The 26,323-nt window shown below is 56.6% G+C and carries 27 protein-coding genes; 7 read left to right on the top strand and 20 right to left on the bottom strand.

From position 1 onward, the window contains the following. Nucleotides 1–6: 6 nt before the first annotated feature. Nucleotides 7–1,434, bottom strand: a complete 1,428-nt coding sequence (locus ACNQ0T_RS05380; RefSeq protein ID WP_022649178.1) for a non-oxidative hydroxyarylic acid decarboxylases subunit C — start codon at nt 1,432–1,434, stop codon at nt 7–9. Further along, entirely contained in the window at nt 1,424–2,026 is a 603-nt protein-coding gene (locus ACNQ0T_RS05375) for a non-oxidative hydroxyarylic acid decarboxylases subunit B (RefSeq protein ID WP_003862111.1), read from the bottom strand. Before ACNQ0T_RS05375 ends, ACNQ0T_RS05380 begins: the two co-directional genes overlap by 11 nt. A gap of 172 nt (nt 2,027–2,198) precedes the next feature. On the opposite strand from ACNQ0T_RS05375, the gene ACNQ0T_RS05370 reads away from it, so the two are divergent. Continuing rightward, nucleotides 2,199–2,606 carry a MarR family winged helix-turn-helix transcriptional regulator gene (locus ACNQ0T_RS05370; RefSeq protein WP_022651767.1) on the top strand — a complete coding sequence of 136 codons (408 nt, stop codon included), beginning with the start codon at nt 2,199–2,201 and terminating at the stop codon, nt 2,604–2,606. Here ACNQ0T_RS05370 and ACNQ0T_RS05365 read toward each other — a convergent pair. After that, nucleotides 2,603–3,490 (bottom strand): LysR family transcriptional regulator, encoded by an 888-nt coding sequence (locus ACNQ0T_RS05365; RefSeq protein WP_063147453.1) that lies wholly within the window; start codon nt 3,488–3,490, stop codon nt 2,603–2,605. The genes ACNQ0T_RS05370 and ACNQ0T_RS05365 overlap by 4 nt on opposite strands. A gap of 109 nt (nt 3,491–3,599) precedes the next feature. Between ACNQ0T_RS05365 and ACNQ0T_RS05360 the strand changes: the two genes are divergently transcribed. Continuing rightward, a complete protein-coding gene (locus ACNQ0T_RS05360) occupies nt 3,600–4,802 on the top strand; it encodes an MFS transporter (RefSeq protein ID WP_126502699.1) in 1,203 nt (400 codons plus the stop codon). After that, nucleotides 4,799–5,176: a DUF4440 domain-containing protein gene (locus ACNQ0T_RS05355; protein WP_126502698.1), complete on the top strand. Its 378-nt coding sequence runs from the start codon at nt 4,799–4,801 to the stop codon at nt 5,174–5,176. The genes ACNQ0T_RS05360 and ACNQ0T_RS05355 overlap by 4 nt, the downstream gene beginning before the upstream one ends. Nucleotides 5,177–5,226: 50 nt before the next feature. Here ACNQ0T_RS05355 and rpoS read toward each other — a convergent pair whose 3' ends face one another. Both rpoS and nlpD read right to left on the bottom strand, forming a co-directional pair. Then, the gene (gene rpoS / locus ACNQ0T_RS05350) at nt 5,227–6,219 is read right to left on the bottom strand and encodes an RNA polymerase sigma factor RpoS (protein WP_417929719.1); all 993 of its coding nucleotides are present in this window, start codon (nt 6,217–6,219) and stop codon (nt 5,227–5,229) included. Nucleotides 6,220–6,279: 60 nt separating this feature from the next. Further along, nucleotides 6,280–7,353, bottom strand: coding sequence for a murein hydrolase activator NlpD (nlpD, locus tag ACNQ0T_RS05345; RefSeq protein WP_306307778.1), 1,074 nt, complete (start codon nt 7,351–7,353; stop codon nt 6,280–6,282). Between nlpD and ACNQ0T_RS05340 the strand changes: the two genes are divergently transcribed. Beyond that, nucleotides 7,295–7,426, top strand: coding sequence for a peptidase (locus ACNQ0T_RS05340; RefSeq protein ID WP_306173474.1), 132 nt, complete (start codon nt 7,295–7,297; stop codon nt 7,424–7,426). The genes nlpD and ACNQ0T_RS05340 overlap by 59 nt on opposite strands. 94 nt (nt 7,427–7,520) lie before the next feature. On the opposite strand, the gene ACNQ0T_RS05335 is transcribed toward ACNQ0T_RS05340, so the two are convergent. The 11 genes from ACNQ0T_RS05335 to cysG all read right to left on the bottom strand — a co-directional run bounded on the left by ACNQ0T_RS05335 (nt 7,521) and on the right by cysG (nt 16,229). Beyond that, on the bottom strand, nt 7,521–8,147 hold the full coding sequence (locus ACNQ0T_RS05335; protein ID WP_022649184.1) for a protein-L-isoaspartate(D-aspartate) O-methyltransferase: 627 nt from the start codon (nt 8,145–8,147) through the stop codon (nt 7,521–7,523). Beyond that, entirely contained in the window at nt 8,141–8,902 is a 762-nt protein-coding gene (surE, locus tag ACNQ0T_RS05330; protein WP_017382816.1) for a 5'/3'-nucleotidase SurE, read from the bottom strand. The genes ACNQ0T_RS05335 and surE overlap by 7 nt, the downstream gene beginning before the upstream one ends. Next, complete coding sequence (truD, locus tag ACNQ0T_RS05325) at nt 8,883–9,932, bottom strand: tRNA pseudouridine(13) synthase TruD (RefSeq protein WP_417929718.1); 1,050 nt, start codon at nt 9,930–9,932, stop codon at nt 8,883–8,885. Before truD ends, surE begins: the two co-directional genes overlap by 20 nt. Continuing rightward, the gene (gene ispF / locus ACNQ0T_RS05320) at nt 9,929–10,408 is read right to left on the bottom strand and encodes a 2-C-methyl-D-erythritol 2,4-cyclodiphosphate synthase (protein WP_003862097.1); all 480 of its coding nucleotides are present in this window, start codon (nt 10,406–10,408) and stop codon (nt 9,929–9,931) included. The genes truD and ispF overlap by 4 nt, the downstream gene beginning before the upstream one ends. Then, nucleotides 10,408–11,118, bottom strand: coding sequence for a 2-C-methyl-D-erythritol 4-phosphate cytidylyltransferase (gene ispD / locus ACNQ0T_RS05315; RefSeq protein WP_000741569.1), 711 nt, complete (start codon nt 11,116–11,118; stop codon nt 10,408–10,410). The genes ispF and ispD overlap by 1 nt, the downstream gene beginning before the upstream one ends. A 19-nt stretch (nt 11,119–11,137) precedes the next feature. Further along, nucleotides 11,138–11,449: a cell division protein FtsB gene (gene ftsB / locus ACNQ0T_RS05310; RefSeq protein ID WP_003862095.1), complete on the bottom strand. Its 312-nt coding sequence runs from the start codon at nt 11,447–11,449 to the stop codon at nt 11,138–11,140. Nucleotides 11,450–11,528: 79 nt separating this feature from the next. Next, nucleotides 11,529–11,855, bottom strand: coding sequence for a DUF3561 family protein (locus ACNQ0T_RS05305; RefSeq protein WP_006811767.1), 327 nt, complete (start codon nt 11,853–11,855; stop codon nt 11,529–11,531). A 58-nt stretch (nt 11,856–11,913) separates the two neighbouring features. Then, nucleotides 11,914–12,519: an adenylyl-sulfate kinase gene (gene cysC, locus ACNQ0T_RS05300; RefSeq protein ID WP_022649188.1), complete on the bottom strand. Its 606-nt coding sequence runs from the start codon at nt 12,517–12,519 to the stop codon at nt 11,914–11,916. After that, a complete protein-coding gene (cysN, locus tag ACNQ0T_RS05295) occupies nt 12,519–13,943 on the bottom strand; it encodes a sulfate adenylyltransferase subunit CysN (protein WP_417929716.1) in 1,425 nt (474 codons plus the stop codon). The genes cysC and cysN overlap by 1 nt, the downstream gene beginning before the upstream one ends. Before the next feature lie 9 nt (nt 13,944–13,952). After that, entirely contained in the window at nt 13,953–14,861 is a 909-nt protein-coding gene (cysD, locus tag ACNQ0T_RS05290; RefSeq protein WP_006811770.1) for a sulfate adenylyltransferase subunit CysD, read from the bottom strand. Nucleotides 14,862–14,870: 9 nt separating this feature from the next. Next, nucleotides 14,871–16,229 carry a siroheme synthase CysG gene (gene cysG / locus ACNQ0T_RS05285; protein ID WP_417929715.1) on the bottom strand — a complete coding sequence of 453 codons (1,359 nt, stop codon included), beginning with the start codon at nt 16,227–16,229 and terminating at the stop codon, nt 14,871–14,873. A 237-nt stretch (nt 16,230–16,466) separates the two neighbouring features. Here cysG and ACNQ0T_RS05280 point away from each other — a divergent pair, with 237 nt between their 5' ends. Next, nucleotides 16,467–17,510 (top strand): aminopeptidase, encoded by a 1,044-nt coding sequence (locus ACNQ0T_RS05280; protein WP_023298484.1) that lies wholly within the window; start codon nt 16,467–16,469, stop codon nt 17,508–17,510. A 93-nt stretch (nt 17,511–17,603) separates the two neighbouring features. Here the strand turns inward: ACNQ0T_RS05280 and cysH are convergent, their stop codons facing one another. From cysH to cysJ, 3 genes are all read right to left on the bottom strand, one after another. Further along, nucleotides 17,604–18,338 carry a phosphoadenosine phosphosulfate reductase gene (gene cysH, locus ACNQ0T_RS05275; protein ID WP_063147446.1) on the bottom strand — a complete coding sequence of 245 codons (735 nt, stop codon included), beginning with the start codon at nt 18,336–18,338 and terminating at the stop codon, nt 17,604–17,606. Between the two features lie 99 nt (nt 18,339–18,437). Beyond that, nucleotides 18,438–20,150, bottom strand: a complete 1,713-nt coding sequence (gene cysI / locus ACNQ0T_RS05270) for an assimilatory sulfite reductase (NADPH) hemoprotein subunit (protein WP_302215780.1) — start codon at nt 20,148–20,150, stop codon at nt 18,438–18,440. Beyond that, nucleotides 20,150–21,955 (bottom strand): NADPH-dependent assimilatory sulfite reductase flavoprotein subunit, encoded by a 1,806-nt coding sequence (gene cysJ, locus ACNQ0T_RS05265; RefSeq protein ID WP_417929712.1) that lies wholly within the window; start codon nt 21,953–21,955, stop codon nt 20,150–20,152. The genes cysI and cysJ overlap by 1 nt, the downstream gene beginning before the upstream one ends. 303 nt (nt 21,956–22,258) lie before the next feature. Here cysJ and queD point away from each other — a divergent pair, with 303 nt between their 5' ends. Further along, nucleotides 22,259–22,624, top strand: a complete 366-nt coding sequence (gene queD / locus ACNQ0T_RS05260; RefSeq protein WP_006811776.1) for a 6-carboxytetrahydropterin synthase QueD — start codon at nt 22,259–22,261, stop codon at nt 22,622–22,624. On the opposite strand, the gene ACNQ0T_RS05255 is transcribed toward queD, so the two are convergent. Further along, complete coding sequence (locus ACNQ0T_RS05255; RefSeq protein ID WP_417929710.1) at nt 22,609–24,963, bottom strand: helix-turn-helix domain-containing protein; 2,355 nt, start codon at nt 24,961–24,963, stop codon at nt 22,609–22,611. The genes queD and ACNQ0T_RS05255 overlap by 16 nt on opposite strands. A gap of 171 nt (nt 24,964–25,134) precedes the next feature. Between ACNQ0T_RS05255 and ACNQ0T_RS05250 the strand changes: the two genes are divergently transcribed. Next, a complete protein-coding gene (locus ACNQ0T_RS05250) occupies nt 25,135–26,304 on the top strand; it encodes a M20 aminoacylase family protein (protein WP_058676752.1) in 1,170 nt (389 codons plus the stop codon). The last annotated feature ends 19 nt before the right edge of the window (nt 26,305–26,323 follow it).

Below are 26,323 nucleotides of genomic sequence, written 5' to 3'. Positions count from 1 at the left end.
TCCTCCTTATTGACGTGCCGCCAGCATCGCGGTCAGTTTTTCGGCCCAGGCTTTGGTTTCAGGGAGATCCTGTACCGGCTGGCTGTAGTGACCACGGTTGTCCGGAGCGACAGGGGTGGTGGCATCAATGATCAGCTTGTCAGTGATCCCCGCCGGGCTGGAGCCGGGGTCAAGCTCCAGCACAGACATATTCGGTAGCTGCACCAGATCGCCTGCCGGATTGACCTTCGATGACAGCGCCCACATCACCTGCGGCAGGTTAAACGGATCGACGTCCTCATCCACCATAATCACCATTTTCACGTAACCCAGACCGTGTGGCGTGGTCATGGCGCGGAGCCCGACCGCACGGGCAAAACCGCCGTATCGTTTTTTGGTGGAGATAATCGCCAGCAGGCCGTGGGTGTACATGGCGTTTACCGCCTGCACTTCCGGGAATTCCGCCTTCAGCTGCTGATAGAGCGGCACGCAGGTAGCGGGCCCCATCAGATAATCAATCTCGGTCCACGGCATCCCCAGGTAGAGAGATTCGAAAATGGGTTTTGTGCGGTAAGAGACTTTATCAATGCGCACGACCGTCATGTTGCGCCCGCCGGAGTAGTGTCCGGTAAACTCACCGAATGGCCCTTCAATTTCACGTTTTCGGCCTTCAATCACCCCTTCGAGGATCACTTCCGACCCCCACGGCACATCGAAACCGGTCAGCGGAGCCGTCGCAATCGGATACGGGCTTTCGCGTAGCGCACCGGCCATCTCATACTCGGATTGATCGTATTTCAGCGGCGTGGCGCCCATCAGGGTGATGATCGGATCGTTACCCAGCGTAATGGCAATAGGCAGGTCTTCGCCGCGCTCTTCTGCCTTATGCAGATGCAGCGCGATATCATGCATCGGCACCGGTTGCAGGCCGAGCTTACGCTTGCCCTTCACTTCCATACGGTAAATCCCGACGTTCTGCTTGCCGAAGTGTTCGGGGTCGAGCGGATCGCGGGAGACAACGCACGCTTTATCGAGATAAAAGCCCCCGTCACCGTCGTTCAGGCGGAACAGCGGCAGAATGTCGAACAGGTTGATGTCTTCCCCGTCCACCGTGTTCTGCGCCCAGGCCGGATTTGCACGACGCTCTGGCGAGACGGGGAATTTGTCCCAGCGACGAATAAACTCGTCGATCTGTTTTTTCACCGGGGTATTTGCTGGCAGCCCCATCGAAATAGCGTGGTTTTGCCACGAGCCGATAGTGTTCATCACCACACGGGCATCGGTGAAGCCGCGAATATTATCGAACCACAGCGCAGGCGCACCATCGCCAATGCGTCCGGTAGCGTTGGCGGCGGCGGCTAAATCCGGCTCAGCGTTTACCTCTTCCTCAATTTTCAGCAGCTGCCCTTGCTCATCGAGCGCCTGCAAGAAGCTTCTCAAATCATCAAATGCCATCTTTATTCTCCTGTGAAAAATGTTTCGCTGCCTGCAAACCTTCCCAGCGTCGGGCTTTTTTATGCTCCAGACCAAACTGGTCGAGAACGCGGGTCACGATATGCTGGGTTATGTCATCGGCGGTTTGTGGGTGGTTGTAGTACGCAGGCATAGGCGGCACCATCGCCACGCCCATGCGGGAAAGGGCAAGCATGTTCTCAAGATGGATGGTGCTGAGCGGCGTCTCACGCGGAACCAGCACCAGCTTGCGTCCCTCTTTCAGCACCACGTCTGCCGCACGCCCTACCAGCCCTTCGGCGTAGCCCGCGCGGATACCCGCCAGCGTTTTCATGCTGCACGGAATGACGATCATGCCGTCGGTGCGAAACGAGCCGGAGGAGATGGTGGCAGCCTGATCGGCCGGGCTATGGACGACATCCGCCAGTGCAGCAACGTCATGCGCAGTGAAGGGCGTTTCCAGCTCAATCGTGGTTTTTGCCCACTTCGACATCACCAGATGCGTTTCCACCTCCGGCATTTCCCGCAGCGCTTGCAACAACGCCACGCCTAATGGCGCACCCGTCGCGCCCGTCATTCCCACAATCAATCTCATTCAGCACCTCAATTAGTTTGTTCGTATACGAACATATTAACTAAACTACGCCTCGATCCTGCTGCTGACAAGATCGTTCGTATACGATCACACTATTCGCTAAAAACTCTCGCGTTAAAATTCAGCCCGAGAGCGGCTATCATAGAGGGAGTATTTTTCCGTCGGAGTGTCCATGGAGTTAAGACAAGAAGCTTTTCACCTGCTACGTCAGCTTTTTCAACAGCATACCGCCCAGTGGCAACACGCATTGCCCGAACTGACCAAACCACAATATGCGGTGATGCGGTCAATTGCTGAAAATCCTGGCATTGAGCAGGTTGCCCTGACTGAAGTCGCGGTGAGCACCAAAGCGACGCTGGCAGAAATGCTGAGCCGCATGGAAGCACGCGGCCTGGTCAGGCGCGAGCACGATCCGGCGGACAAACGCCGTCGGTTTGTCTTTCTGACGGCCGAAGGTGAGGCCCTGCTTGAGAGCAGTAAACCGATTGGAAATGAGGTGGATGAGGCGTTTTTAGGGCGCCTTAACGGCGCGGAACGAGAGCAATTTTCAGCGCTCATTAAAAAGATGATGCAGGGTTAAGTAACCCTGACGCGCATAAAATCAATAAATGTACGCACTTTCGCGGGCACATGCCGGGCATCGGGATAAACAGCATAGATGCCCTGCTGAGCAAACGTGTACTCCGGTAACAGCGAGACCAGCTTCCCTGTATCCAGTGCGTTACGCACCAGCCACTCCGGCAACAGCGCCACGCCACATCCCGCGAGGGCAAAAGCCATCAACGCCTGGGCACTGTCTGCATACAGGCGCGGCGCTTTTCTGATCTCAAAGGAAACCGGATGCCGATCAACGCCTCTCACCTGCCAGCGCAGCGGCGACGTTAAACGCTCGTGAATGATCCAGTCCGCTTCCGCCAGCTGCTCCAGCGAGTCAACCGGATGGTTTGCCAGCCAGCATGGCGTCGCCACGGGCAGGATGGTGAAGGAGGTCATCAACGCGGCGTGGTAGCGCGAATCTGCAAGCGTGCCGAGCCGGATAGCGACATCGAAGCGCTCGGCGATAAGATCGGCATGCAAAGAGGACGAGACATGCCGCACGCGGAGATCAGGGTGCAGCTGGCTAAACTCAGCCAGCAAAGGCACTACTACCTGCGAGCCATACTCGGGCGTGGTGGTGATCCGCAGTTCTCCCGTCAGCCCGGCGTGGTTGGCGCGAACATCATCCTGCAATCGCTCTGCATCCCGTAACAGCATCACGCTTCGTTGATGAAAGAGCTTCCCCGCTTCGGTCAGCGTCAGGCGTCGGGTGGTTCGCAGCAACAGGGTGACGCCCAGCTCCTCTTCAAGCTGACGAATATGAAAGCTGACCACCGCTTTTGTCAGCCCCATCGCCTCCGCCGCGGCGGTGAAACTGCCGGTGTCCGCTACGGCGATAAACATCGCCGTACGCTGTAAATTAAGCATCGCTTGCCTGGTTAACTGTCAAAATAATGTTGACAGTATATCGTCCTTTGTCGCGTTTATCCGTAACGCGCGGGCCGATACGATACGCCACCTCACCGGAGGAACTTCCATGACGTATCGCAGCAAAATCGCCGTCGTCTTTCTGCTCGGCTTTTTCCTTGATTTGATAAACATGTTTATTGCCAGCGTCGCCTTTCCGGCGATGGCTCACGCATTCAATACCACACCTTCCGCGCTTGCCTGGGTAAGTAACGGATACATTGCCGGGCTGACGTTAGTCATCCCATTCAGCAGTATTCTGACGCGCCGCGTCGGGCCGAAGCGCGTTATTCTGCTCTCACTGCTTCTCTTTAGCGCGGCCTCCGTTGCGGCGGGTCTCTCATCTTCGCTGGAAAGTTTGATTGCCTGGCGCGTCGTGCAGGGCGCCGGAGGGGGTTTACTGATCCCGGTTGGTCAGGCGCTGACCTGGCAACAGTTTAAGCCTCATGAGCGGGCCAGACTTTCCTCGGTGGTGATGCTGGTCGCGCTGCTTGCCCCCGCCTGCTCACCGGCTGTGGGCGGCATGCTGGTTCAGACATTCAGCTGGCGCTGGATATTTTTTGCCACCCTGCCCGTCGCCATTGTCACCTTTGTTTTGGCCTGCGCGTGGCTTAAAACAGAACCGTCACCGATAAACACCACCAGAATAGTAAACCTGTCTTTGCTGACGGATCCGCTGTTGCGCTTATCCATGCTTATCTATGTGTGCGTACCCGGCATCTTTATTGGCGTGAACGTAACGGGCATGTATTACCTTCAGAGCGAGGCCAATATGACGCCCACCGCAACGGGCATGCTTATGCTGCCGTGGTCTGTGGCATCGTTTTTGGCTATCACCGCGACAGGACGCTATTTCAACCGTATCGGCCCGCGGCCGCTGGTGGTCATCGGTTGCCTTTTGCAGGCGACGGGCATTCTGCTTTTAATTAACGTCGGCCCGGCTATGCTGTTACCTGCCTTTGCGTTTGCGTTAATGGGTGCGGGGGGAAGCCTTTGCAGCAGTACGGCTCAGAGCAGCGCGTTTTTGACAATGCGGCGGGAAGATATGCCTGATGCCAGTGCGCTATGGAATCTGAATCGTCAGTTGAGCTTTTTTGCGGGTACCCTGCTGCTGGCGCAGGCGCTGAGCTTCATGCAAGCTTATCTTACGCCGCTGGTCGCCTGGCACGGGATGTTTATTTTTGCCGCAGTTATCACTCTACTGCCCGTACTGTACGTCTACCGTCTTAATAACACGCAGTTACTTGCGCAACTGCAACAGGAGCAACCATGACCCATTTCGAACAAGAGATCCTCGACATCCACGTCGCCCTTGAAAACTGGTTAGGTGCAGGCGAAGGCGATCGGGACGCCCTGCTCGCCCGTTTCCGTCCGGATTTTCTGATGGTTCCACCGAGTGGCACCCATTTAGATCATCACGCTCTGGCCCAATTTTTATATGCGCAGCGGGGAACCCGACCCGGGCTCAGGATCGGCATTGATGCGCTAACGACGCTTCAGACATGGGACAACGGCGCGGTGCTCCATTACCGGGAGACGCAAACCCGGCCTGGCCAGCCCGTCAACGTGCGCTGGTCAACCGCGGTGCTTAATCAGGAAGGGGATAACATCACCTGGCGTTTGCTGCACGAAACGGCGCAATCGTAAGGCATAAAAAAGGCCCGTCTCACGACGGGCCTTTTCTGACGAATGGTTGCTTACTCGCGGAACAGCGCTTCGATATTCAGACCTTGCCCTTGCAGGATTTCACGCAGGCGGCGTAGCCCTTCAACCTGAATCTGACGAACACGTTCACGGGTCAGGCCAATCTCACGGCCGACATCTTCCAGTGTCGCAGCTTCATACCCCAGTAAACCGAAACGACGTGCCAGCACTTCACGCTGTTTGGCGTTCAGTTCGAACAGCCATTTGACGATGCTCTGTTTCATGTCATCGTCCTGCGTGGTGTCTTCCGGGCCGTTGTCTTTTTCATCGGCCAGGATGTCCAGCAGCGCTTTTTCGGAGTCACCACCCAGCGGGGTGTCAACCGAGGTAATGCGCTCGTTGAGACGCAGCATACGGCTTACGTCATCAACCGGTTTGTCGAGTTGCTCTGCGATCTCTTCCGCACTTGGCTCGTGGTCCAGTTTATGGGACAACTCGCGCGCGGTACGCAGATAAACATTCAACTCTTTGACGATGTGGATCGGCAGTCGAATCGTACGGGTCTGGTTCATAATAGCCCGTTCGATGGTCTGACGAATCCACCAGGTCGCGTAGGTTGAGAAACGGAACCCGCGTTCCGGGTCAAACTTCTCAACTGCGCGGATGAGACCTAAGTTGCCCTCTTCAATCAGATCCAGCAGAGCCAGACCACGATTGCCGTAACGGCGGGCAATTTTCACGACCAGTCGCAGGTTACTTTCGATCATGCGACGACGCGAGGCAACATCACCACGCAAAGCACGACGTGCGAAATAGACTTCTTCTTCGGCCGTTAGCAGTGGGGAGTAACCAATCTCCCCAAGGTAAAGCTGAGTCGCGTCCAGCACACGCTGTGTGGCACCCTGCGATAACAGCTCTTCTTCAGCCAAATCGTTATCACTGGGTTCCTCTTCTACTAAGGCTTTTTCGTTAAAAGCCTCTGATCCGTTCTCATCAAATTCCGCGTCTTCATTTAAATCATGAACTTTCAGCGTATTCTGACTCATAAAGGTGGCTCCTACCCGTGATCCCTGGACGAGACACCCTGGCTGGCATGCCCCGTCAATTTATCGCTGCGGTAAATATTGCAGCGGGTTTACGGATTTCCCCTTGTAACGAATTTCAAAATGCAAGCGTGTAGAACTGGTTCCGGTGCTACCCATGGTAGCGATTTTTTGCCCCGCCTTAACTTCTTGTTGTTCCCGGACCAGCATAGTGTCGTTATGGGCGTAGGCACTCAGGTAATCATCGTTATGTTTGATGATAATAAGATTACCGTAACCGCGCAGTGCGTTACCGGCATAGACAACGCGTCCGTCTGCGGTCGCGATGATTGCCTGTCCTTTACTGCCTGCGATATCGATCCCTTTGTTGCCCCCCTCAGAGGTAGCGAAGTTCTCGATAATCTTGCCGTCAGTTGGCCAGCGCCAGGTGGTGATTGACGAGCTGGCATTCTGACTGCTTGCAGTCGGTACAGTAGAGCTAACCACAGGTGCCGTAGTCGGTGCTGTGACAACAGTCGCAGTACCTTTATTATTCGGCAACATTTTGTTAGCACTCTGATCACCTGAATCCTCAGAATACGTAATTACAGGTTGTGAAGCAACCACCGTGGTGGTTTTTTGTGCAGGAGTAACGCTGTTATTTTGTGCAGTTACGTCGGCTGCTGAAACGGTGTTGCCTGGCGTAAGCGGTGTCCCCGTCGCGTTGCCAACCTGAAGCGTTTGCCCGACTTCCAGAGCATACGGGGCCTGGACGTTGTTTCGCTGTGCAAGATCGCGGAAATCGTTCCCGGTGATCCAGGCAATATAGAACAGCGTATCGCCGCGCTTCACGGTATAGGTGCTGCCGCCGGTATAGCTACCTTTCGGAATGTTCCCATACTTACGGTTATACACTATACGGCCATTTTCAGTCTGAACAGGCTGTTCCACTGCCTGAATCTGCGTAGGCTGCGTAACTGGACGCTGAACCGGCTGGATCTGCGGAGTTTGCTGCGCCGTTGAGGTGCCCATTTTAGGCGGAGGGGTGATCAACATTCCGCTGGACGTGTTACCCGAGCCGCTGGTTCCATTAACGGAACTGACGGGCGCAGGCGCGTTATTTGAACTTGTACAGCCTGCCAGCCAGAGCGAAACCAGTGATAATGCCGCAACACGGCTGATGGTGAATTTTGGGCTTCCCGCGCTCATTTATCCCCCAGGAATGTGTTAACTACCAGTGACTTAAAAATAACCGAGATGGCACGAATCTATCGCGCCACACCATACGCTGAATTTGCCTTAATAACCCTGGAAAAATCCGAGTCTCAGGCCAGTTCGCCCTTAACCAGGGGCACAAAGCGCACGGCTTCCACGGTATCGATAATAAACTCGCCGCCGCGTCGACGAACGCGCTTCAAAAGCTGCTGCTCATCGCCGACGGGCAATACAAGAATGCCACCCTCGTCCAGCTGCGAAAGAAGCGCAGTGGGGATTTCAGGTGGCGCTGCCGTGACAATGATGGCGTCAAACGGGGCGCGAGCCTGCCAACCCTGCCATCCATCGCCGTGGCGTGTCGATACATTATGTAAATCAAGCTGTTTCAGGCGACGGCGCGCCTGCCACTGCAACCCTTTAATCCGTTCCACCGAACAGACATGGTGCACAAGGTGAGCCAGGATCGCGGTCTGATACCCTGAACCGGTACCAATTTCCAGCACCCGGGACTCTGGCGTTAACTCCAGAAGCTCCGTCATACGCGCCACCATGTAGGGCTGCGAAATCGTCTGGCCTTGCCCAATGGGCAGCGCCACGTTTTCCCACGCTTTGTGTTCAAACGCCTCATCTACAAACTTCTCACGGGGAACCTGGGCAAGCGCGTTCAGCACCTGCTCGTTGGCGATCCCCTGTGCGCGTAATTGTTCCAGAAGAGTTTGTACACGTTTACTTACCATTGCGCGTTCACTCCGACCCGATCTAACCAGTCCGACACCACATCATGCGCGCTATAAGCGGTTAAATCTACGTGCAACGGCGTAACGGAAACGTAACCCTCATCCACCGCAGCGAAGTCGGTGTCTGGCCCGGCATCGCATTTATCTCCCGGCGGGCCGATCCAGTACAGGGTATTGCCGCGCGGATCCTGCTGGGGAATAACCTGATCGGCAGGATGGCGACTGCCACAGCGCGTCACGCGGATCCCTTTGATCTCGTCCAGCGGGAGGTCCGGCACGTTAATATTGAGGATACGTCCGGTACGCAGCGGCTCGCGGCCAAGCGCACGGAGAATGGAGCAGGTCACCGCGGCGGCTGTGTCATAGTGGGTGTGACCGTTTAACGAGACCGCCAGCGCCGGAAACCCCAGGTGACGCCCTTCCATCGCCGCGGCCACGGTGCCGGAGTAAATCACATCATCGCCAAGATTTGGCCCGGCATTGATGCCGGAGACCACAACGTCCGGCCGCGGGCGCATCAGCGCGTTCACGCCCAGAAATACGCAGTCGGTCGGCGTCCCCATCTGGACGGCAATATCGCCATTCTCAAAGGTAAAGGTGCGAAGTGAAGACTCCAGCGTCAATGAGTTAGACGCGCCACTGCGGTTACGATCGGGAGCCACGACCTGCACATCCGCAAATTCGCGGAGGTGTTTCGCCAGCGTCTGAATACCTGGCGCATGGATCCCGTCATCGTTACTCAGCAATATTCGCATAATCACCCGACGTGTTGATAAGTTCCCTGACAACACTGGTGGCAAAGCTACCTGCCGGCAGCCAGAAGCGTAACTCGACGGTTACGTCATCCCACCAGTTCCAGCTCAGCTGTTGCGGGTAGAGGAGCATCGCACGACGTGCCGCCTCGACCTTTTCCCGCACCAGCAACGATTGTAATTCTGGCGCATCCGCCACCGCTGACTGCTCAGCGGCCAGCGCCTCGCCCTGGGTTCCCCAGTCGCCTGAACCCGGCAAGACGGCGGTAATCATCAGCGTTTTAGCGTCCACGCGCGACTGGACATCGGCCATCTCTTCGGCCGTTGCCACAAACCAGCTTCCGCGTCCCGCTAATTGTAGCGCATCGCCGACAACAACTTGATTCGCGTCCGGTTTTTTCAGCCGCTCGCTCACAATCTGATTAAACAACGCACTGCGGGCCGCCGACAACCAAAAACTGCGTTTATTACGATCGCGCACCGGTGCACCGCTTTGCGCCCAGCGCAGCGCGCCCAGCAGGTTGCTACCACCGATACCAAAGCGCTGAGCGCCGAAATAGTTTGGTACGCCGCGTTCGTTAATGGCCTTCAGGCGTTTTTCAACGTCCTCGCGTTCGGTCACTTCGCGCAACACCAGGGTAAAGGCATTGCCTTTCAGTGCGCCCAGACGCAATTTGCGTTTATGGCGGACATACTCCAGTACCTTACAGCCCTCAAGCTCAAATTTGCTTAAATCGGGCATGGCATTGCCGGGCACGCGGGCGCAAAGCCACTGTTCGGTCACGGCATGTTTATCTTTTTGACCGGCAAAGCTCACTTCGCGGGCGTGAATATTGAGGAATTTTGCCAGCGCGTCCGCCACGAAGCGGGTGTTGCAGCCGTTTTTCAGAATGCGCACCAGGATGTGCTCGCCTTCGCCGTCCGGCTCAAAACCCAGATCTTCCACTACCACGAAATCTTCAGGGTTGGCTTTCAGCAGACCCTTGCCCTGCGGTTTACCGTGCAGATACGTCAGATTGTCGAAATCCGTCATTTGGCCGCCTTCACCAGCAGCGCCACGGCTTCACAGGCAATGCCTTCGCCACGACCGGTAAAGCCCAGCTTCTCCGTGGTGGTCGCTTTGACGTTGACGTCGTCCATATGGCAACCCAGATCTTCAGCAATAAACACGCGCATCTGAGGGATGTGCGGCAGCATCTTCGGTGCCTGAGCAATGATCGTCACATCAACGTTGCCGAGGGTGTAGCCTTTGGCCTGAATACGACGCCAGGCTTCGCGCAGCAGTTCGCGGCTGTCTGCGCCTTTAAAAGCAGGATCGGTGTCCGGGAACAGTTTGCCAATGTCGCCCAGCGCGGCGGCACCCAGCAGCGCGTCGGTCAGCGCATGCAGCGCCACGTCGCCATCAGAATGCGCCAGCAGACCTTTTTCGTAAGGAATGCGCACGCCGCCAATGATAATTGGGCCAACGCCGCCAAAGGCGTGTACATCAAAACCGTGTCCAATACGCATTATGCCTTCTCCTGAGGGGTCGTACGGGTAAGATAAAATTCCGCGAGCTGTAAGTCTTCCGGGCGCGTCACTTTTATATTATCAGCGCGCCCTTCAACAAGCGTGGGGTGGAAACCGCAATACTCCAGCGCCGAGGCTTCGTCCGTAATGGTCGCACCTTCTTTAAGCGCTCGCGTTAAGCAGTCGTGGAGTAATTCGCGGGGAAAAAATTGTGGCGTCAGCGCGTGCCATAGATCGACGCGCTCGACGGTGTGGGCAATCGCTGGTTTACCCGGTTCGGCACGCTTCATGGTGTCACGCACCGGGGCGGCCAGAATGCCGCCCACTTTACTGGTTTCACTCAGGGCCAGCAGACGCGACAGATCGTCGTGATGCAGACAGGGACGCGCGGCATCGTGCACCAGCACCCACTGCGCGTTCCCGGCAGCCTGAATGCCCGCCAGAACGGAGTCAGCCCGCTCTGCGCCGCCGTCAACGACGGTAATCTGAGGATGATTCGCCAGCGGGAGCTGCGCAAAACGTGCATCGCCGGGGCTGATGGCAATAACAACGCGTTTCACCCGGGCATGCGCCAGCAGCGCCGCCACGGCGTGCTCGAGGATCGTTTTATCGCCAATTGAGAGATACTGCTTAGGACATTCTGTCTGCATACGCCGGCCAAAACCTGCGGCCGGCACCACGGCACAGACGTCCGAAAAAGTTGCTGCCATGTCGTAATCCTGGGCCTGATTATCGATTGTTTTGTGCGGAGCCCTGATTGCGTTTAGACGCATCCGGAACCAGGCGATAAAACGTTTCGCCCGGCTTAGTCATACTAAGTTCATTGCGTGCGCGCTCCTCAATCGCCTCCTGGCCGCCATTGAGGTCATCAATTTCAGCAAAAAGTTGATCGTTACGCGCTTTAAGTTTGGCGTTTGTCGCCTGCTGTGCCGCGACGTCATCGCTCACCCGGCTGTAGTCGTGCAGTCCGTTTTTGCCGAACCACAGCGAATATTGCAGCCAGACCAGCAAAGCCAGCAACAGCAGCGTTAGTTTACCCATCCTGCCCCCTGAAAAAACGGCATCATCATCCCATAACTTTCCGCTGGACTCTACTGCGGGGTTTTAATTATGCCGTAAGTTAGCCCATCAGCCATAAAAACAGCAGGCCAAAGATGACCACAACGGTGGCGATAGTGATGAGCGTACTATACAGGAGCTTGCCGTTGAAAAGGGAGTGCAGCGCCACGCCCACCACAACCGCAACGGGCATCAGCGCCAGGAAGAAAGGCCAGGTATAGAGGAAGAAAAAGAGGGTGTTTCCACCGTAGATCAAAAACGGGATACCCAGCGCCAGTAGCCACGACACAAAGCCGACAATCGCCCCAGGGAAGGACCAGGTCGTCTCGTCGTCGGTCGTTAACGGTTCCGACCCGGTGGTAATCATGTAGTTTTCACTGTTGCGCATAGCTAATCCTGTGACCGTGACTCATCGCTCGGGAAGACAGCTCCCGAACGATACCGTCTCAGGATCTGATAATATCGTCCCGTCTGAGCAGGTCTAATAATTGGCTTACTAAATTTGTTACCAATTGTTGACCTTCCAGATGAATCTCAGGGGATTCAGGCGCTTCGTAAACCGAGTCAATACCGGTGAAGTTTCGCAGCTCTCCCGCGCGGGCTTTTTTATACAGCCCTTTCGGATCGCGCGCTTCGCAGATTGCCAGCGGCGTATCCACAAACACTTCAATGAAGCGATTCCGGCCCACGCGCTCACGCACCATCTGACGTTCGGCGCGGTGCGGTGAGATAAACGCCGTCAGCACCACCAGCCCGGCATCCGCCATCAGGCTGGCGACTTCTCCCACCCGGCGAATGTTCTCTTTACGGTCTTCATCGCTGAACCCTAAATCGCTGCACAGGCCGTGACGCACGTTGTCGCCGTCCAGCAGGTAGGTGCTCACTCCCTGCTGATGCAGCGCTTCTTCCAGCGCGCCTGCCACCGTGGATTTACCGGAGCCAGACAGCCCGGTAAACCACAGCACAACCCCACGGTGACCGTGGAGCTGTTCGCGCTGGGCGACGGTGACCGGATGAGGATGCCAGACGACGTTCTCATCATGGGCAGCCATTACTTGCCTCCCAGCAAATCGCGTGCGCCCCAGTGCGGGAAGTGTTTACGCACCAGCGCATTCAGCTCAAGTTCAAACGCGCTGAACTCAGAGGCCACGGTAGCCTGCGTGTTTGGTTCACGGACCATCCCGGCGCCGACGGTGACGTTGGTCAGGCGGTCGATAAAGATCAGCCCGCCCGTCACCGGATTCTGCTGATACGGATCCAGCACCAGCGGCTCGTCGAAGGTCAGATCTACCAGACCGATGCCATTCAGCGGCAGCTCGCTCACGTCACGGTGGGTCAGGTTGTTGATGTCCACCTGGAACTGAATGCCGTCCACGCGAGCGCGGGTTTTCTTGCCGGCAATTTTAATGTCATAGCTCTGGCCTGCGGTCAGGGGCTGTTCCGCCATCCACACCACGTCCACGGATGCGCCCTGCACCGCCGCCAGCGTTTCCTGCGCGTCGACCAGCAGATCGCCGCGGCTGATGTCAATCTCGTCTTTTAGCATCAGGGTTACCGCTTCACCTGCCCCTGCTTCGTCCAGATCGCCATCAAAGGTGACGATACGGGCAATGGTCGATTCCACGCCGGACGGCAGCACCTTCACACGCTGGCCCACGTTGACCGAGCCGGACGCAAGGGTGCCGGAGAAGCCGCGGAAATCGAGGTTCGGACGGTTTACGTACTGCACCGGGAAGCGCATCGGCTGGGTCTCAACCACGCGCTGAATTTCAACGGTTTCCAGCACCTCCAGCAGCGTCGGGCCGCTGTACCACGGCATGTTCGCGCTCTGAGAGGCGACGTTATCCCCTTCCAGCGCCGACAGCGGCACAAAGCGAATATCGAGGTTGCCCGGCAGCTGTTCAGCAAAGGTCAGGTAGCTCTGGCGGATCTCGTCGAATCGCGCTTCGCTGTAGTCCACCAGATCCATTTTGTTCACCGCCACCACCAGGTGTTTGATCCCCAGCAGCGTAGAGATAAAGCTGTGACGACGCGTCTGATCCAGCACGCCTTTACGGGCGTCCATCAGCAGGATCGCCAGGTCACAGGTGGACGCGCCGGTCGCCATGTTACGGGTGTACTGCTCATGCCCCGGGGTGTCGGCGATAATAAATTTGCGCTTTTCGGTAGAGAAGTAGCGATAGGCGACATCAATGGTAATGCCCTGCTCGCGCTCCGCCTGCAAGCCGTCCACCAGCAGCGCCAGGTCGAGTTTTTCGCCCTGGGTGCCGTGGCGTTTACTGTCGTTGTGCAGGGAAGAGAGCTGATCTTCGTAAATTTGTCGCGTGTCGTGCAGCAGACGACCAATCAGGGTACTTTTCCCGTCATCAACGCTGCCGCAGGTCAGGAAACGCAGCAGACTTTTGTACTGCTGGGCGTGCAGATAAGCTTCTACGCCGCCTTCATCGGCAATTTGTTGGGCAATAGTCGTATTCATGGCGGCTCCTTAGAAATAACCCTGACGTTTCTTCAGCTCCATGGAGCCTGCCTGGTCGCGGTCAATCACGCGGCCCTGTCGCTCACTGGTGGTCGACACCAGCATCTCCTCGATGATCTCCGGCAGCGTCTGCGCACTGGATTCCACCGCGCCGGTCAACGGCCAGCAGCCGAGAGTACGGAAACGGACCATCTGTTTTTTGATCACTTCACCCGGCTGTAAATCAATGCGATCGTCGTCGATCATCATCAGCATGCCGTCGCGCTCCAGGACCGGGCGCTCTGCTGCCAGATACAGCGGAACGATCTCAATATTTTCCAGATAGATGTACTGCCAGATATCCAGCTCGGTCCAGTTGGAGAGCGGGAAGACGCGAATGCTTTCGCCCTTGTTGATCTGGCCGTTGTAGTTGTGCCACAGCTCCGGACGCTGGTTTTTCGGGTCCCAGCGGTGGAAGCGGTCGCGGAAAGAGTAGATACGCTCTTTGGCGCGGGATTTCTCTTCGTCACGCCGCGCGCCGCCGAAGGCCGCATCAAAACCGTATTTATTCAGCGCCTGCTTCAGCCCTTCGGTTTTCATGATATCGGTATGCTTGGCGCTGCCGTGCACGAACGGGTTGATGCCCATCGCCACCCCTTCCGGGTTTTTGTGCACCAGCAGCTCGCAGCCGTAGGCTTTGGCGGTACGGTCACGAAACTCGTACATCTCGCGGAATTTCCAGCCGGTATCCACATGCAGCAGCGGGAACGGCAGCGTCCCCGGATAAAACGCTTTACGCGCCAGGTGCAGCATGACGCTGGAATCTTTACCGATGGAGTACATCATCACCGGGTTAGAGAACTCGGCGGCCACTTCGCGGATAATATGGATACTTTCCGCTTCGAGCTGCCGCAGGTGAGTAAGTCGTTTTTGGTCCATAACCGTTCCTTAAGCCAAATTTATAACAGAAGAACCAAAGCCTTCCGTATCGGTTGTGTGTTGGAACCAGGCGAGCGAGCTGTGCAACTGCACCACTTCTCCCACCACGATCAGGGCGGGCATCGGGGCGTCTTTCGCCAGGGTTGCAAGGTCTTGTAAAGTGCCGATGGCGACATGCTGATCGACGCGTGTCCCGCGGGAGATCACCGCTATCGGCGTCGTCACATCGCGACCGTGCTGAATAAGCTGTTCGCTGATGTCTGCCGCTTTCATCGTGCCCATATAAATCGCCAGCGTTTGTCGGCTCTGGGCGAGATGCGACCAGTCAAACGGCGTGCTGTCGGCTTTATAATGCCCGGTCACAAAGGTCACGCTCTGGGCGTAATCACGATGGGTCAGCGGAATACCGGCGTAGGCCGTGACGGCAGACGCCGCCGTAATGCCGGGAACCACCTGGAACGGGACGCCCGCTTCGGCTGCCGCCTGCAACTCCTCGCCACCACGACCGAAGATAAACGGATCGCCCCCTTTCAGGCGCACCACGGTTTTGCCCGCTTTCGCGGCGGCAATCAGCATTTGATTGGTGTCGTGCTGCGGCACGGAGTGCTCGCCGGCACGTTTGCCGACGCAGATTTGCTCCGCGTCACGGCGGATCAGCTCGCGAATACCGTCGGTGACCAGGTGGTCGTAGAACACGACATCCGCATCCTGAAGAACCTGGAGGCCACGCAGCGTGAGCAGCCCGGCATCGCCCGGCCCGGCGCCCACTAGAATGATCTCCCCGCCCGTACTGCCGGGGTTATCCAGTTCGTCTTCAAGGATTTGTTGCGCCGCCGTCTCGTTACCGGCCTGCATCAGGCTGGCAAAGCGGCCGCGAAACACACGCTCCCAGAAGCGACGGCGTTCCGTCACGCTGCTCAGACGCGTTTTCAGATGGTTGCGCCAGTAGCTGGCCTTCTCCGCCATACGTCCGAGGCTGGTCGGCAGCAGCGCTTCGATTTTTTCTCTCAGCACGCGCGCCAGCACCGGGGCGGTGCCGCCGGAGGAGATCGCCACCAGCAGCGGCGAGCGGTCGACAATCGACGGGAAGATAAATGAACATAACGGCTGGTCGTCTACCACGTTCACCAGGCGGTGACGGGCCTGGGCTGCGGCGGAGATTCGGCTGTTGAGCGCCCGATCTTCGGTTGCCGCAATCACCAGTACCACGCTGTCGATCTGAGACTCTGCAAAATCCGCCTCTGCAACGATCTGCACCTGCGCCCCGGCGCGTTGCAGGAAGGCGATTTTGCGATCGGCAATTTCACCCGTCCCGACAACCAATACCGGTCGGTCTTTCAAGGCGGCAAAAAGGGGGAGATAGTCCACAGGCAACAACTCACTAACAACCAGGAATAAAGGGACTATAGGGGGCGGCTTAGATCGAATGAAATTACGAATTGGAATGAGTAGTTACTCAATGGAATAACGCCGTGGAAAAGCAAATATCAAAAAGTGCTTAACACGCGAAATTTCGGGCATTTAAGCGCAATTCAAATTGTGTCTACCCGATCACAGTTTCATACTATGCGGGTTAAAATTTTGCTCTGTTTTTAAGGACTCACTATGTTTTCCGCAATGCGCCACCGATTCGTTGCCCTGGCGCTCGGCGTTTGCTTTATCCTTCCGGCTCAGGCAAAAAATCAATCTTACGGTGAAATAGCCAGTATGCAGGCGCGGCATATTGCGACGGTCTTTCCGGGCCGCATGACCGGAACCCCAGCCGAAATGCTCTCGGCAGACTATATTCGTCAGCAATTTGCGGATATGGGCTATGAGAGCGACATTCGCGCTTTCCACAGCCGCTACATCTATACCTCACGCAATAAAACGCAGAACTGGCATAACGTAACCGGCAGCACGGTCATTGCGGCGCACGAAGGAAAGGCGGCTGAGCAGATTATTATTATGGCGCACCTTGATACCTACACGCCGATGAGCGACGCCGATGTCGATAATAACCTCGGCGGCCTGACGCTTCAGGGACTGGATGACAATGCGGCGGGGCTGGGCGTCATGCTTGAGCTGGCCGAACGCCTGAAGAATATTCCGACGAAATACAGCATTCGCTTTGTTGCGACCAGCGGTGAAGAAGAAGGAAAACTCGGCGCTGAGAATCTCCTTAAGCGCATGACCGCTGAGGAGAAGAAAAATACGTTGCTGGTGATTAACCTCGATAATCTGATCGTGGGAGATAAGCTCTATTTTAATAGCGGACAGAGCACGCCGAGCAGCGTACGTAAACTCACCCGCGACCGCGCGCTGGCGCTTGCCCGCACGCATGGCGTCTATGCCGCGACAAATCCGGGCGGTAACCCCGATTATCCCAAAGGCACGGGCTGCTGTAATGACGGTGAAGTGTTTGATAAGGCGGGCATTCCGGTGCTGTACGTCGAGGCGACTAACTGGGCGCTGGGCAAAAAAGATGGCTATCAGCAGCGCGCTAAATCGAAGGCGTTCCCAAACGGGACCAGCTGGCATGACGTGCGGCTGGATAATCAGCAGCACATTGATAAAACGCTGCCGCAGCGGATTGAGCACCGCAGCCGGGATGTCGTGAAAGTGATGCTGCCGCTGGTGAAGGAGCTGGCGAAAGCGGGGAAAGCCTGATGCAATTAAGCCCGGTGGCGCTGCGCTTACCGGGCCTACAACGGCACGAAACGTAGGCCCGGTAAGGCGTAGCCGCCACCGGGCGAAAAAACATTACCCTTCGTGCAGCCCGCACTCGCGCTTCAGCCCAAAGAATCGCGTCTCTTCTTCCGCCATTCCCGGTTCCCATTTACGCGTGGTATGGGTGTCGCCTACCGACAGGTAGCCCTGATCCCACAGCGGATGGTACTTCAGCCCGTGCTTTTGCAGATACTGGTACACCGTGCGGTTATCCCAGTCGATGATCGGCAGCACTTTGAACACGCCACGCTGCACCGCCAGCACCGGCAGCGTTGCCCGGCTCCCGGACTGCTCGCGGCGGAGCCCAGCAAACCACGTCTGCGCATGAAGTTCTTTCAGCGCGCGGTTCATCGGCTCGACCTTGTTGATCTCATTGTATTTCTCGATGCCCTCAACGCCCTGCTCCCACAGCTTGCCGTAACGCGCCTCCTGCCAGGCCGCGCTTTCGGTTGCGCGATAAACCTTCAGGTTCAGCTTGAGCTTGTCCGTCAGCTCGTCAATAAACTGATAGGTCTCCGGGAACAGATAGCCGGTATCGGTGAGGATCACCGGAATGTCCGGACGGATCTGATTCACCAGATGCAGACTGACCGCCGCCTGAATGCCAAAGCTCGACGAAAGCACATAGTCTCCCGGCAGGTTTTCCAGCGCCCACGCCACGCGCCCTTCGGCGTCGAGCTTTTCCAGTTGGGCGTTAGTTTCTGCCAGGGCCAGAATGCGTTCAACTTTTGGCAGGTCATTAAGGGCGTTTAGATCGAGTACGGACATAAGAACCTCGTTTGCCTGTTTCGCCGGGCGGCACTGCGTTTGCCCGGCCTACAAAACCCGTAGGCCCGGTAAGCGAAGCGCCACCGGGCAAAGGATGGATTACTCCCAGAAATCCCTTGCGGGATCGAGCACCGGGCGAATGATGCCCGCACGTACCGTAAAGTCGCCGAAGCCTTCACCCGCTTCGCGCTCTTTCGTCCAGCGTCCGATAAGCACGTCGAGGGAATCGAGAATTTCCGGCTCGGTGATGTTCTCGCGGAACATACGCGGAATACGTGTCCCGATACGGTTACCGCCCAGGTGCAGGTTATAGCGACCCGGCGCTTTCCCTACCAGACCGATTTCGGCCAGCATCGCGCGGCCGCAGCCGTTCGGACAGCCCGTCACGCGCATAACAATATGCTCGTCCGGAATACCGTGTTTTTCCAGAATCGCCTCCACTTTATCAGTGAAGGACGGCAGGAATCGCTCGGCTTCGGCCATCGCCAGCGGACAGGTCGGGAACGACACGCAGGCCATTGAGTTTTCACGCTGCGCGCTCACCGCATTCATCAACCCGTGCTCGCGGGCCAGCTCTTCAATTCTCGCCTTATCGCTTTCCGGCACGCTGGCGACGATCAGGTTCTGGTTGGCGGTAATACGGAACTCGCCTTTGTGGATCTTTGCGATTTCCAGCAGGCCGGTTTTCAGCGGACGGCCCGGATAATCAAGAATACGGCCGTTTTCGATAAACAGCGTCAGGTGCCAGTTATTGTCGATGCCTTTCACCCAGCCGATGCGATCGCCGCGACCGGTGAATTCGTAAGGGCGGATCGGCTCAAACTTGATGCCCGCGCGACGCTCCACTTCTTCTTTGAACGTCTCGACGCCTACGCGCTCAAGGGTATATTTGGTTTTCGCGTTTTTACGATCGGTACGGTTACCCCAGTCGCGCTGGGTCGTGACCACCGCCTCTGCCACGGCCAGCGTGTGCTCCAGCGGCAGGAAGCCGAACTCGCTCGCGGTGCGGGCGTAGGTTTTCTTATTACCGTGCTCGATGGACAAACCGCCGCCCACCAGCAGGTTAAAGCCGACCAGCTTGCCGTTTTCGGCAATCGCCACGAAGTTCATGTCGTTGGCGTGCAGGTCGATATCGTTCTGCGGCGGGATCACCACCGTGGTTTTAAACTTACGCGGCAGGTAGGTCTGGCCGAGGATCGGCTCTTCATCGGTGGTGGCGACTTTCTCCTGATCGAGCCAGATCTCCGCATAGGCGCGGGTACGTGGCAGCAGATGTTCGGAGATTTTTTTCGCCCACTCGTACGCTTCGGCGTGCAGCTCAGATTCGTACGGGTTCGAGGTGCAGAGCACGTTACGGTTCATGTCGTTGGCAGTCGCCAGCGCGTCCAGACCCACGGAGTGCAGCATCTGGTGCACCGGCTTGACGTTCTTCTTCAGAATGCCGTGGAACTGGAAGGTCTGACGGTTGGTCAGACGAATGCTGCCGTAGATTGTGTTTTCACCGGCAAACTTGTCGATCGCCTGCCACTGTTTCGTAGTGATTACCCCGCCCGGCAGACGACAGCGCAGCAGCATCGCGTGACGCGGCTCCAGCTTCTGTTCGGCACGCTCGGCGCGGATATCGCGGTCGTCCTGTTGGTACATACCGTGGAAACGGATCAGCAGGAAGTTGTCGCCTTTGAAACCGCCGGTCAGGCCGTCATTTAAATCTTCGGCAATGGTACCGCGCAGGTAGTTGCTCTCTACCTTCATGCGCTCGGCATCAGTCAGTTTGCCTTCGACCACCAGTGGGCCAGGATGTTTTTCGCTCATTAGTAGACATCTCGCTGATAACGGCGCTCTACGCGCAGCTCACTTAAAAATTCATCCGCCGTTTCGGCATCCATACCGCCGAATTCGGCAATCACTTCCAGCAGTGCCTGCTCAACGTCTTTCGCCATGCGATTGGCGTCGCCGCAGACATAAATGTGGGCGCCGTCATTGATCCAGCGCCACAGCTCTGCGCCCTGATCGCGCAGTTTGTCTTGTACGTATACTTTTTCTTTCTGATCGCGGGACCAGGCCAGATCGATGCGGGTCAGCACGCCCTCTTTGACGTAGCGCTGCCACTCAACCTGGTAGAGGAAATCTTCAGTAAAGTGCGGGTTGCCGAAGAACAGCCAGTTTTTACCCGGCGCGTCGTCTGCTGCACGCTGCTGCATAAAGGCGCGGAATGGCGCAATACCGGTGCCCGGGCCAATCATAATCACCGGCGTTTCGGGGTTCGCCGGCAGGCGGAAGTTGTCGTTGTGCTCGATAAAGACGCGAACTTCACCCTCTTCTTCCACGCGGTCTGCCAGGAAGCCTGACGCCCCACCCGCGCGCGCGCGGCCTTCGATGTCGTAACGCACCACGCCAACGGTGATGTGGACTTCGTTTTCCACTTCCGCCTGCGAGGAGGCGATGGAGTACAGGCGCGGGGTCAGCGGACGCAGCAGGCCGACCAGCGCGTCAGCATCCAGCTGTGCCGGAGAGAAACGCACCATATCGACAATCGGCGTTGTCGCCGCGTATTGCTGTAACTTCGCCTTATCCCCGACCAGCGGAAGGAGCGATTCGCTGCGGGTTAAGGTGGCGTAGTTTTCAACGATGTTGGCGGTGTTCACCGTCAGTTCGAAATGCGACTGGAGCGCCTCGGAGATCGAGAGCGTTTTGCCGTCCACGGTAACCGGTTCATCGCCTTTCAACCACAGCAGCTCGACCAGCTCTTTCACCAGCGCCGGATCGTTCTGATACCAGACGCCCAGCGCATCGCCAGGCTGGTAACGCAGGCCAGAGTCACCGAGATCGATTTCGATATGGCGCACGTCTTTTTCTGAATCACGGCCGGTGATTTTCTGGTTTACCGACAGGCTCGCCGTCAGCGGCGCCTCTTTCGTGTAAGGGCTGGTGTGGATTTCGTTAACGGTGCCGGCTACGGTAACGGCGGCCTGCGCTGGCGTCTCTTTCGGGACGCGGGCCTTCAGCACCTCAACGATGCGCGCCCGCCATTCGGCAGCAGCAGCCTGGTATTCCACGTCAGCGTCTACGCGATCCAGCAGGCGCTCTGCGCCCAGCTCCGCCAGCTTGCTGTCGAAATCTTTACCGGACTGGCAGAAAAATTCATAGGACGTATCACCGAGGCCGAAGACGGCAAAGGCGGTGCCCTCGAGCTTTGGCGCTTTTTTCGAGAACAGGAACTTATGCAGCGCGACGGCTTCTTCAGCAGGCTCACCTTCCCCCTGCGTTGACGCCACCACCACCAGCAGTTTTTCTGACGCGATCTGTTTGAATTTATAATCCCCGGCGTTGACCAGGTTAACGTTCAGCTTCGCGGCGAGCAGGTCATCACGCAGCGCTTCGGCCACACGACGGGCATTACCCGTTTGCGAAGCGGAGATAAGCGTGATGGCAGGAATTTCAACGGCCGTTGGCGGTACGCCTGCCACAGCACCCGGCTGCTGGTTCAGCATTCCCCAGAAATAGCCGGAGACCCAGGCAAGCTGGGTGGGTGAAAAATCGGAAGTCGCGGCCTGGAGGCGCGCCAGTTGCTCCGGGTTAAGGGGAAGCAAATTTGAAGGTGGGGCCTGTGTTGTCATGCGTCGTTATGTTCCAGTAGCAAAGCGGACTTTAAGCGAATAAATCCAAACTGAAGATAAGGTTAACGGCGGGGATAATAACAATTAAAGAAGGGATGGAAATAATAAATAACCAAATGGACTAACCTGTTTTAGTTATCGTTCTTAACGATAAAAGCGATTAAATAACTATATGAAATAAAACAACAAAAGTCGATAAACACCATGAATACGAGGCGGTGACCGTTCAGAGCCGTTTTAGTTAATGATAAAAATTGTGCTTTCCGGTACTATGCGGCGGTTTTTTCCGCATTCCTGAGAGCTATGATGTCCACCACACTGTTTAAAGATTTCACCTTCGAAGCCGCACACCACCTTCCACACGTTCCTGCCGGGCACAAATGTGGCCGCCTGCATGGACACTCGTTTATGGTGCGTCTTGAAATCACCGGTGAAGTCGATCCCCATACGGGCTGGATCATGGACTTTGCCGAACTGAAGGCCGCGTTTAAGCCGACCTACGATCGTCTCGATCACTACTATCTGAATGATATCCCGGGCCTTGAAAACCCGACCAGCGAAGTGCTGGCGAAATGGATTTGGGATCAGATGAAACCGCTTGTGCCGCTGCTGAGCGCGGTGATGATCAAAGAGACCTGCACGGCAGGCTGCGTCTACCGCGGGGAGTGAATCTCCTCCGTTTCGGCCTCAAGAGGCACGAGCGGCGTAAACTCATAGAGCACCAGCGCATTACTCTCCAGTGATTCTGTCAGTTGCCAGCCGTCATCAATGCGTTCATCGTATAGGGAAAGCGTTGGACGCGCTTTGTGCGCTATCCAGCGCCACATCTCTTCGTCAGGGCCGCTTTCGCTGCCTACCCCTTCAAGCAACGGATAGAGCGCGCCGTTATGCTGATCGAAAAGATGGCGTTTAATTCGCCAAATACCGCGCATTCCCTTCAGGTGTAAATGATACTGCTGGTGAAAACGCTGGATGAATGCTTCTTCACTGGAAAGGAGCGGATTAAAAACCACCACATTACGCAGCAGCAACTGGTAACCATTGTGATGGCGCATGAGCAGAACACGCCCGTCGTTTACCAGCACCTCGCCCCGCAGGCGTTGCCAGAGCCAGAGTACCCAATAAACCGGCCGTGGGAGACCATGGTTGTACTGTAGCGCAAGGCTTGACGTATCGATGGTATTGTTCGCACGAGCTTCACCCTGAAGGCCCGAATTGAGCCAGAATCCCCCTAGCCAGACCTGCTCCGATAGCCCGAGCAGGCTTTGCATCAGCAGCGCCCCACGAAAAAACCAGCCGTTTGTCGCCCGCGTGTTCCCGGTGAGGGTATTCCAGGAGAGAAGCCAGACGGGAAGCGAACATTTGCGCAGACGAAGGGCGGCGATAATCTGGCGGATCTTCTGTACCGGATAATTTTCTGTAGAAGAGAGTTGGGCTGGCTCCCGCTGCGCAGGATCGAGAAGTTCATTGGCATCGGCTGAACAGGCAAGAAAATCGGCCTGCATCAGGATGGCTGAGCTGAACAGGGTATTGTCGCTCACGCCCGCGCTGTCGGGTGAAAATCGATGCCATAAACCAAACTTTGCCTGTGGCAGATAGTTGCGTATGACGTTTTGTTGCGCCAGCCAGACCTGCTCCCGGGTCTCCTCACTCGCCTGTGTTGACCAGTGCATGACAAAGTGCCAGCCCGCGGTGATCTCGGGCGAAAAATGATTGACCGACCGTTGTAAAAAACGGGCAAGTAGATCGCGACGGGTCGTTACGCCGGTGTGCAGCAGCACCGTCCATTGCTTTTTTGCCAGCCAGGTGAAGAGCTGATGCAGATTGTACCAGCAGGCGTAGCCCGCCATCTGGGGGTCATCCCACCCGGTGGCAAACAGACGGCTGCTGAGAAAAGGTTCGGCGATATCAATTCCCTCTATGGGAATGGCCTCATTTATCGCTTCAAGATTCTGACGAATGTCCTCACGCAGCAAATCGTCGAGCTCACGCAGGGTAATGACCACCCGCATACGGCGCAGCGAGGTGGAGAGAGGATTAAGCTGCTCAAGATCCAGTGTCTGCTCCTGCTGCGGTCGATCGATAAGCGGGGAGGCTCCCCAGCCGCGCGCCACCGGTTCATTGAGCAGGCTAAACAGCTTATCCATGGCCACCGGATAGCGCTGCTCACACCTGTCCGTACGAACACGTGTGGCCTCCGGGTGCTGGCGTCGGGACTTACGAAACTCACCCGGGGACATATTGTGAACACGCCGAAACCGATCGGTCATCATACGCGTGCTGGCGAAACCCTGCTCAAGCGCAATCTGATGCAGCGGTCGGTTCGTCAGACGGAGCGCGTCAGCCGCCTTTTCCAGCCGCAGGGTAGTGATGTACTGCATGAAACTGATCCCCACTTCCTTTCTAAAGAGACGAGAGAGCCAGGCTTCAGAGACATATTCACTCGCGGCGATTTCCGCAAGCGTAATACGGCGAGAATAACTGGCATTGATCCGCTCTATCACCCGGGCAATGCGTTTGCTGTGCGCTGGGGAAAGTTCACGGGACAAAAACCGGGCGGGCTGCTGAAAGCGGCTGGTCAGCAACAGCAATATCTCGCTCAGCCAGCGGTACGCCTCCAGCCGGTAGCGGTGTGGGTCGTTGATGAGGGTGACCACAAGAAGCTGGCGCAGCAGATCGCGAAGCGCATCGCATTGGGGCCAGACGCCTCCGGCTTCTGCCGGTATAGCGTAATCATGGACAAAAAAATCATTGCAGAGCTGGACCACCCAGCGCCCGGAAAGGGACACGCGCAGGGTGATATTTGCCGTTTCGCTCGTGAACTGCCAGCGCCGATGACGGTTGATGATGGCAAGGGTATTGGCCTCCAGGATGTCACGTCCCACATCGGTATTCAGCTCAGCCCGCCCTTCCAGCACCCAGAGCAACGTTAGCGTATCGCCTTCATCCTCCACGCAGTGGCGAATGTCCTGGATCTCCACCCAAAATTCATCTCCCCGCTGATTCATCTTTCCCCTCATCAAAGACAAATAATGACCGGCTCTTTTTTGTCATAACGGAATTGTATGAAAAACAATCAAAACAAAACCGTCGCTTTACAACAAAAAAATGCATTTTCTGGCAGTGCGATCGTCATAGACTCGAAATTATCACCGTTTGGCATAAAAAGGATAACAAAAATGACACATCCAATTATCGAAGCTCTGCGCGGCAAAGAGGCCCAGTTCACTGAATTACGTCGCTATTTTCATCAGCATCCTGAAATTGGTTTTGAGGAGCACAATACGAGCGATCGCGTTGCGGCGTTGCTTGAGGAATGGGGATATGAGGTTCATCGCGGCCTGGCGAAAACCGGTGTGGTCGGCACGCTGAAGGTGGGTAACGGGCCTAAACGCCTGGGTCTGCGCGCCGATATGGATGCGCTGCCTATGCAGGAAAACAACGGCAAGGCCTGGAGCAGTACCGTTGAGGGTAAATTCCACGGCTGCGGTCATGACGGCCACACCACAACGCTCCTGTATGCAGCGGAGTACCTGGCACGCACCCGCAATTTTAACGGCACGCTGCACCTTATTTTTCAGCCTGCGGAAGAACTTCTGTATGGCGGACGCGTTATGGTAGAGGACGGTTTGTTTGACCTGTTCCCCTGCGACCACATTTTTGGTCTGCACAATATGCCGTCACAGCCCGTCGGAAAAATTGGTCTGCGCGATGGCGCCATGATGGCCTCTTCTGACACCCTTCATATTGAGGTTAACGGCGTGGGGGGTCACGGTGCGGTGCCAGAACATACCGTAGATGCCACCCTGGTTGCCTGTCATATCACTATCGCTTTGCAGTCCATTGTTTCGCGCAATATCACCCCTTTTCAGCCTGCCGTCGTTACCGTAGGCAGCATTCAGGCTGGACATGCCCCCAACATCATCAACGACAAAGTATTGATGAAACTTACCGTGCGCACGCTGGATGAAAGCGTGCGGCAAACCGTGCTACAGCGCATCCATGATATCGCCGTTGCGCAGGCGGAAAGTTTCAATGCCACGGCTACCATTCGACACATTAATGGCAGCCCGGTACTGAAAAACAATCCGCAAGCCAATGAGATGGTGCGCAACGTCGCCACCGATCTGTTCGGTCAGGATTCCGTCGCGGAGGTGAATGCGTTTATGGGCAGCGAGGACTTTGCGTTCATGCTCGAGAAAAATCCCAATGGCTGTTATTTCACCCTTGGCGCTGGCGATGAGCCTGACCGCTGCATGGTGCATAACCCGGGCTACGACTTTAACGACACTATTCTCCTCACCGGCGCGGCGCTGTGGGCCGCACTGACCGAACACTATCTGCGCTGATTCGCACCTTCCCGGGAGG

Source organism: Enterobacter cloacae complex sp.6700776 (genome assembly GCF_048284255.1).
GTDB classification, from domain to species: Bacteria; Pseudomonadota; Gammaproteobacteria; order Enterobacterales; family Enterobacteriaceae; genus Enterobacter; species Enterobacter intestinihominis.
This window is presented reverse-complemented; position numbering and strand designations above follow the sequence as displayed.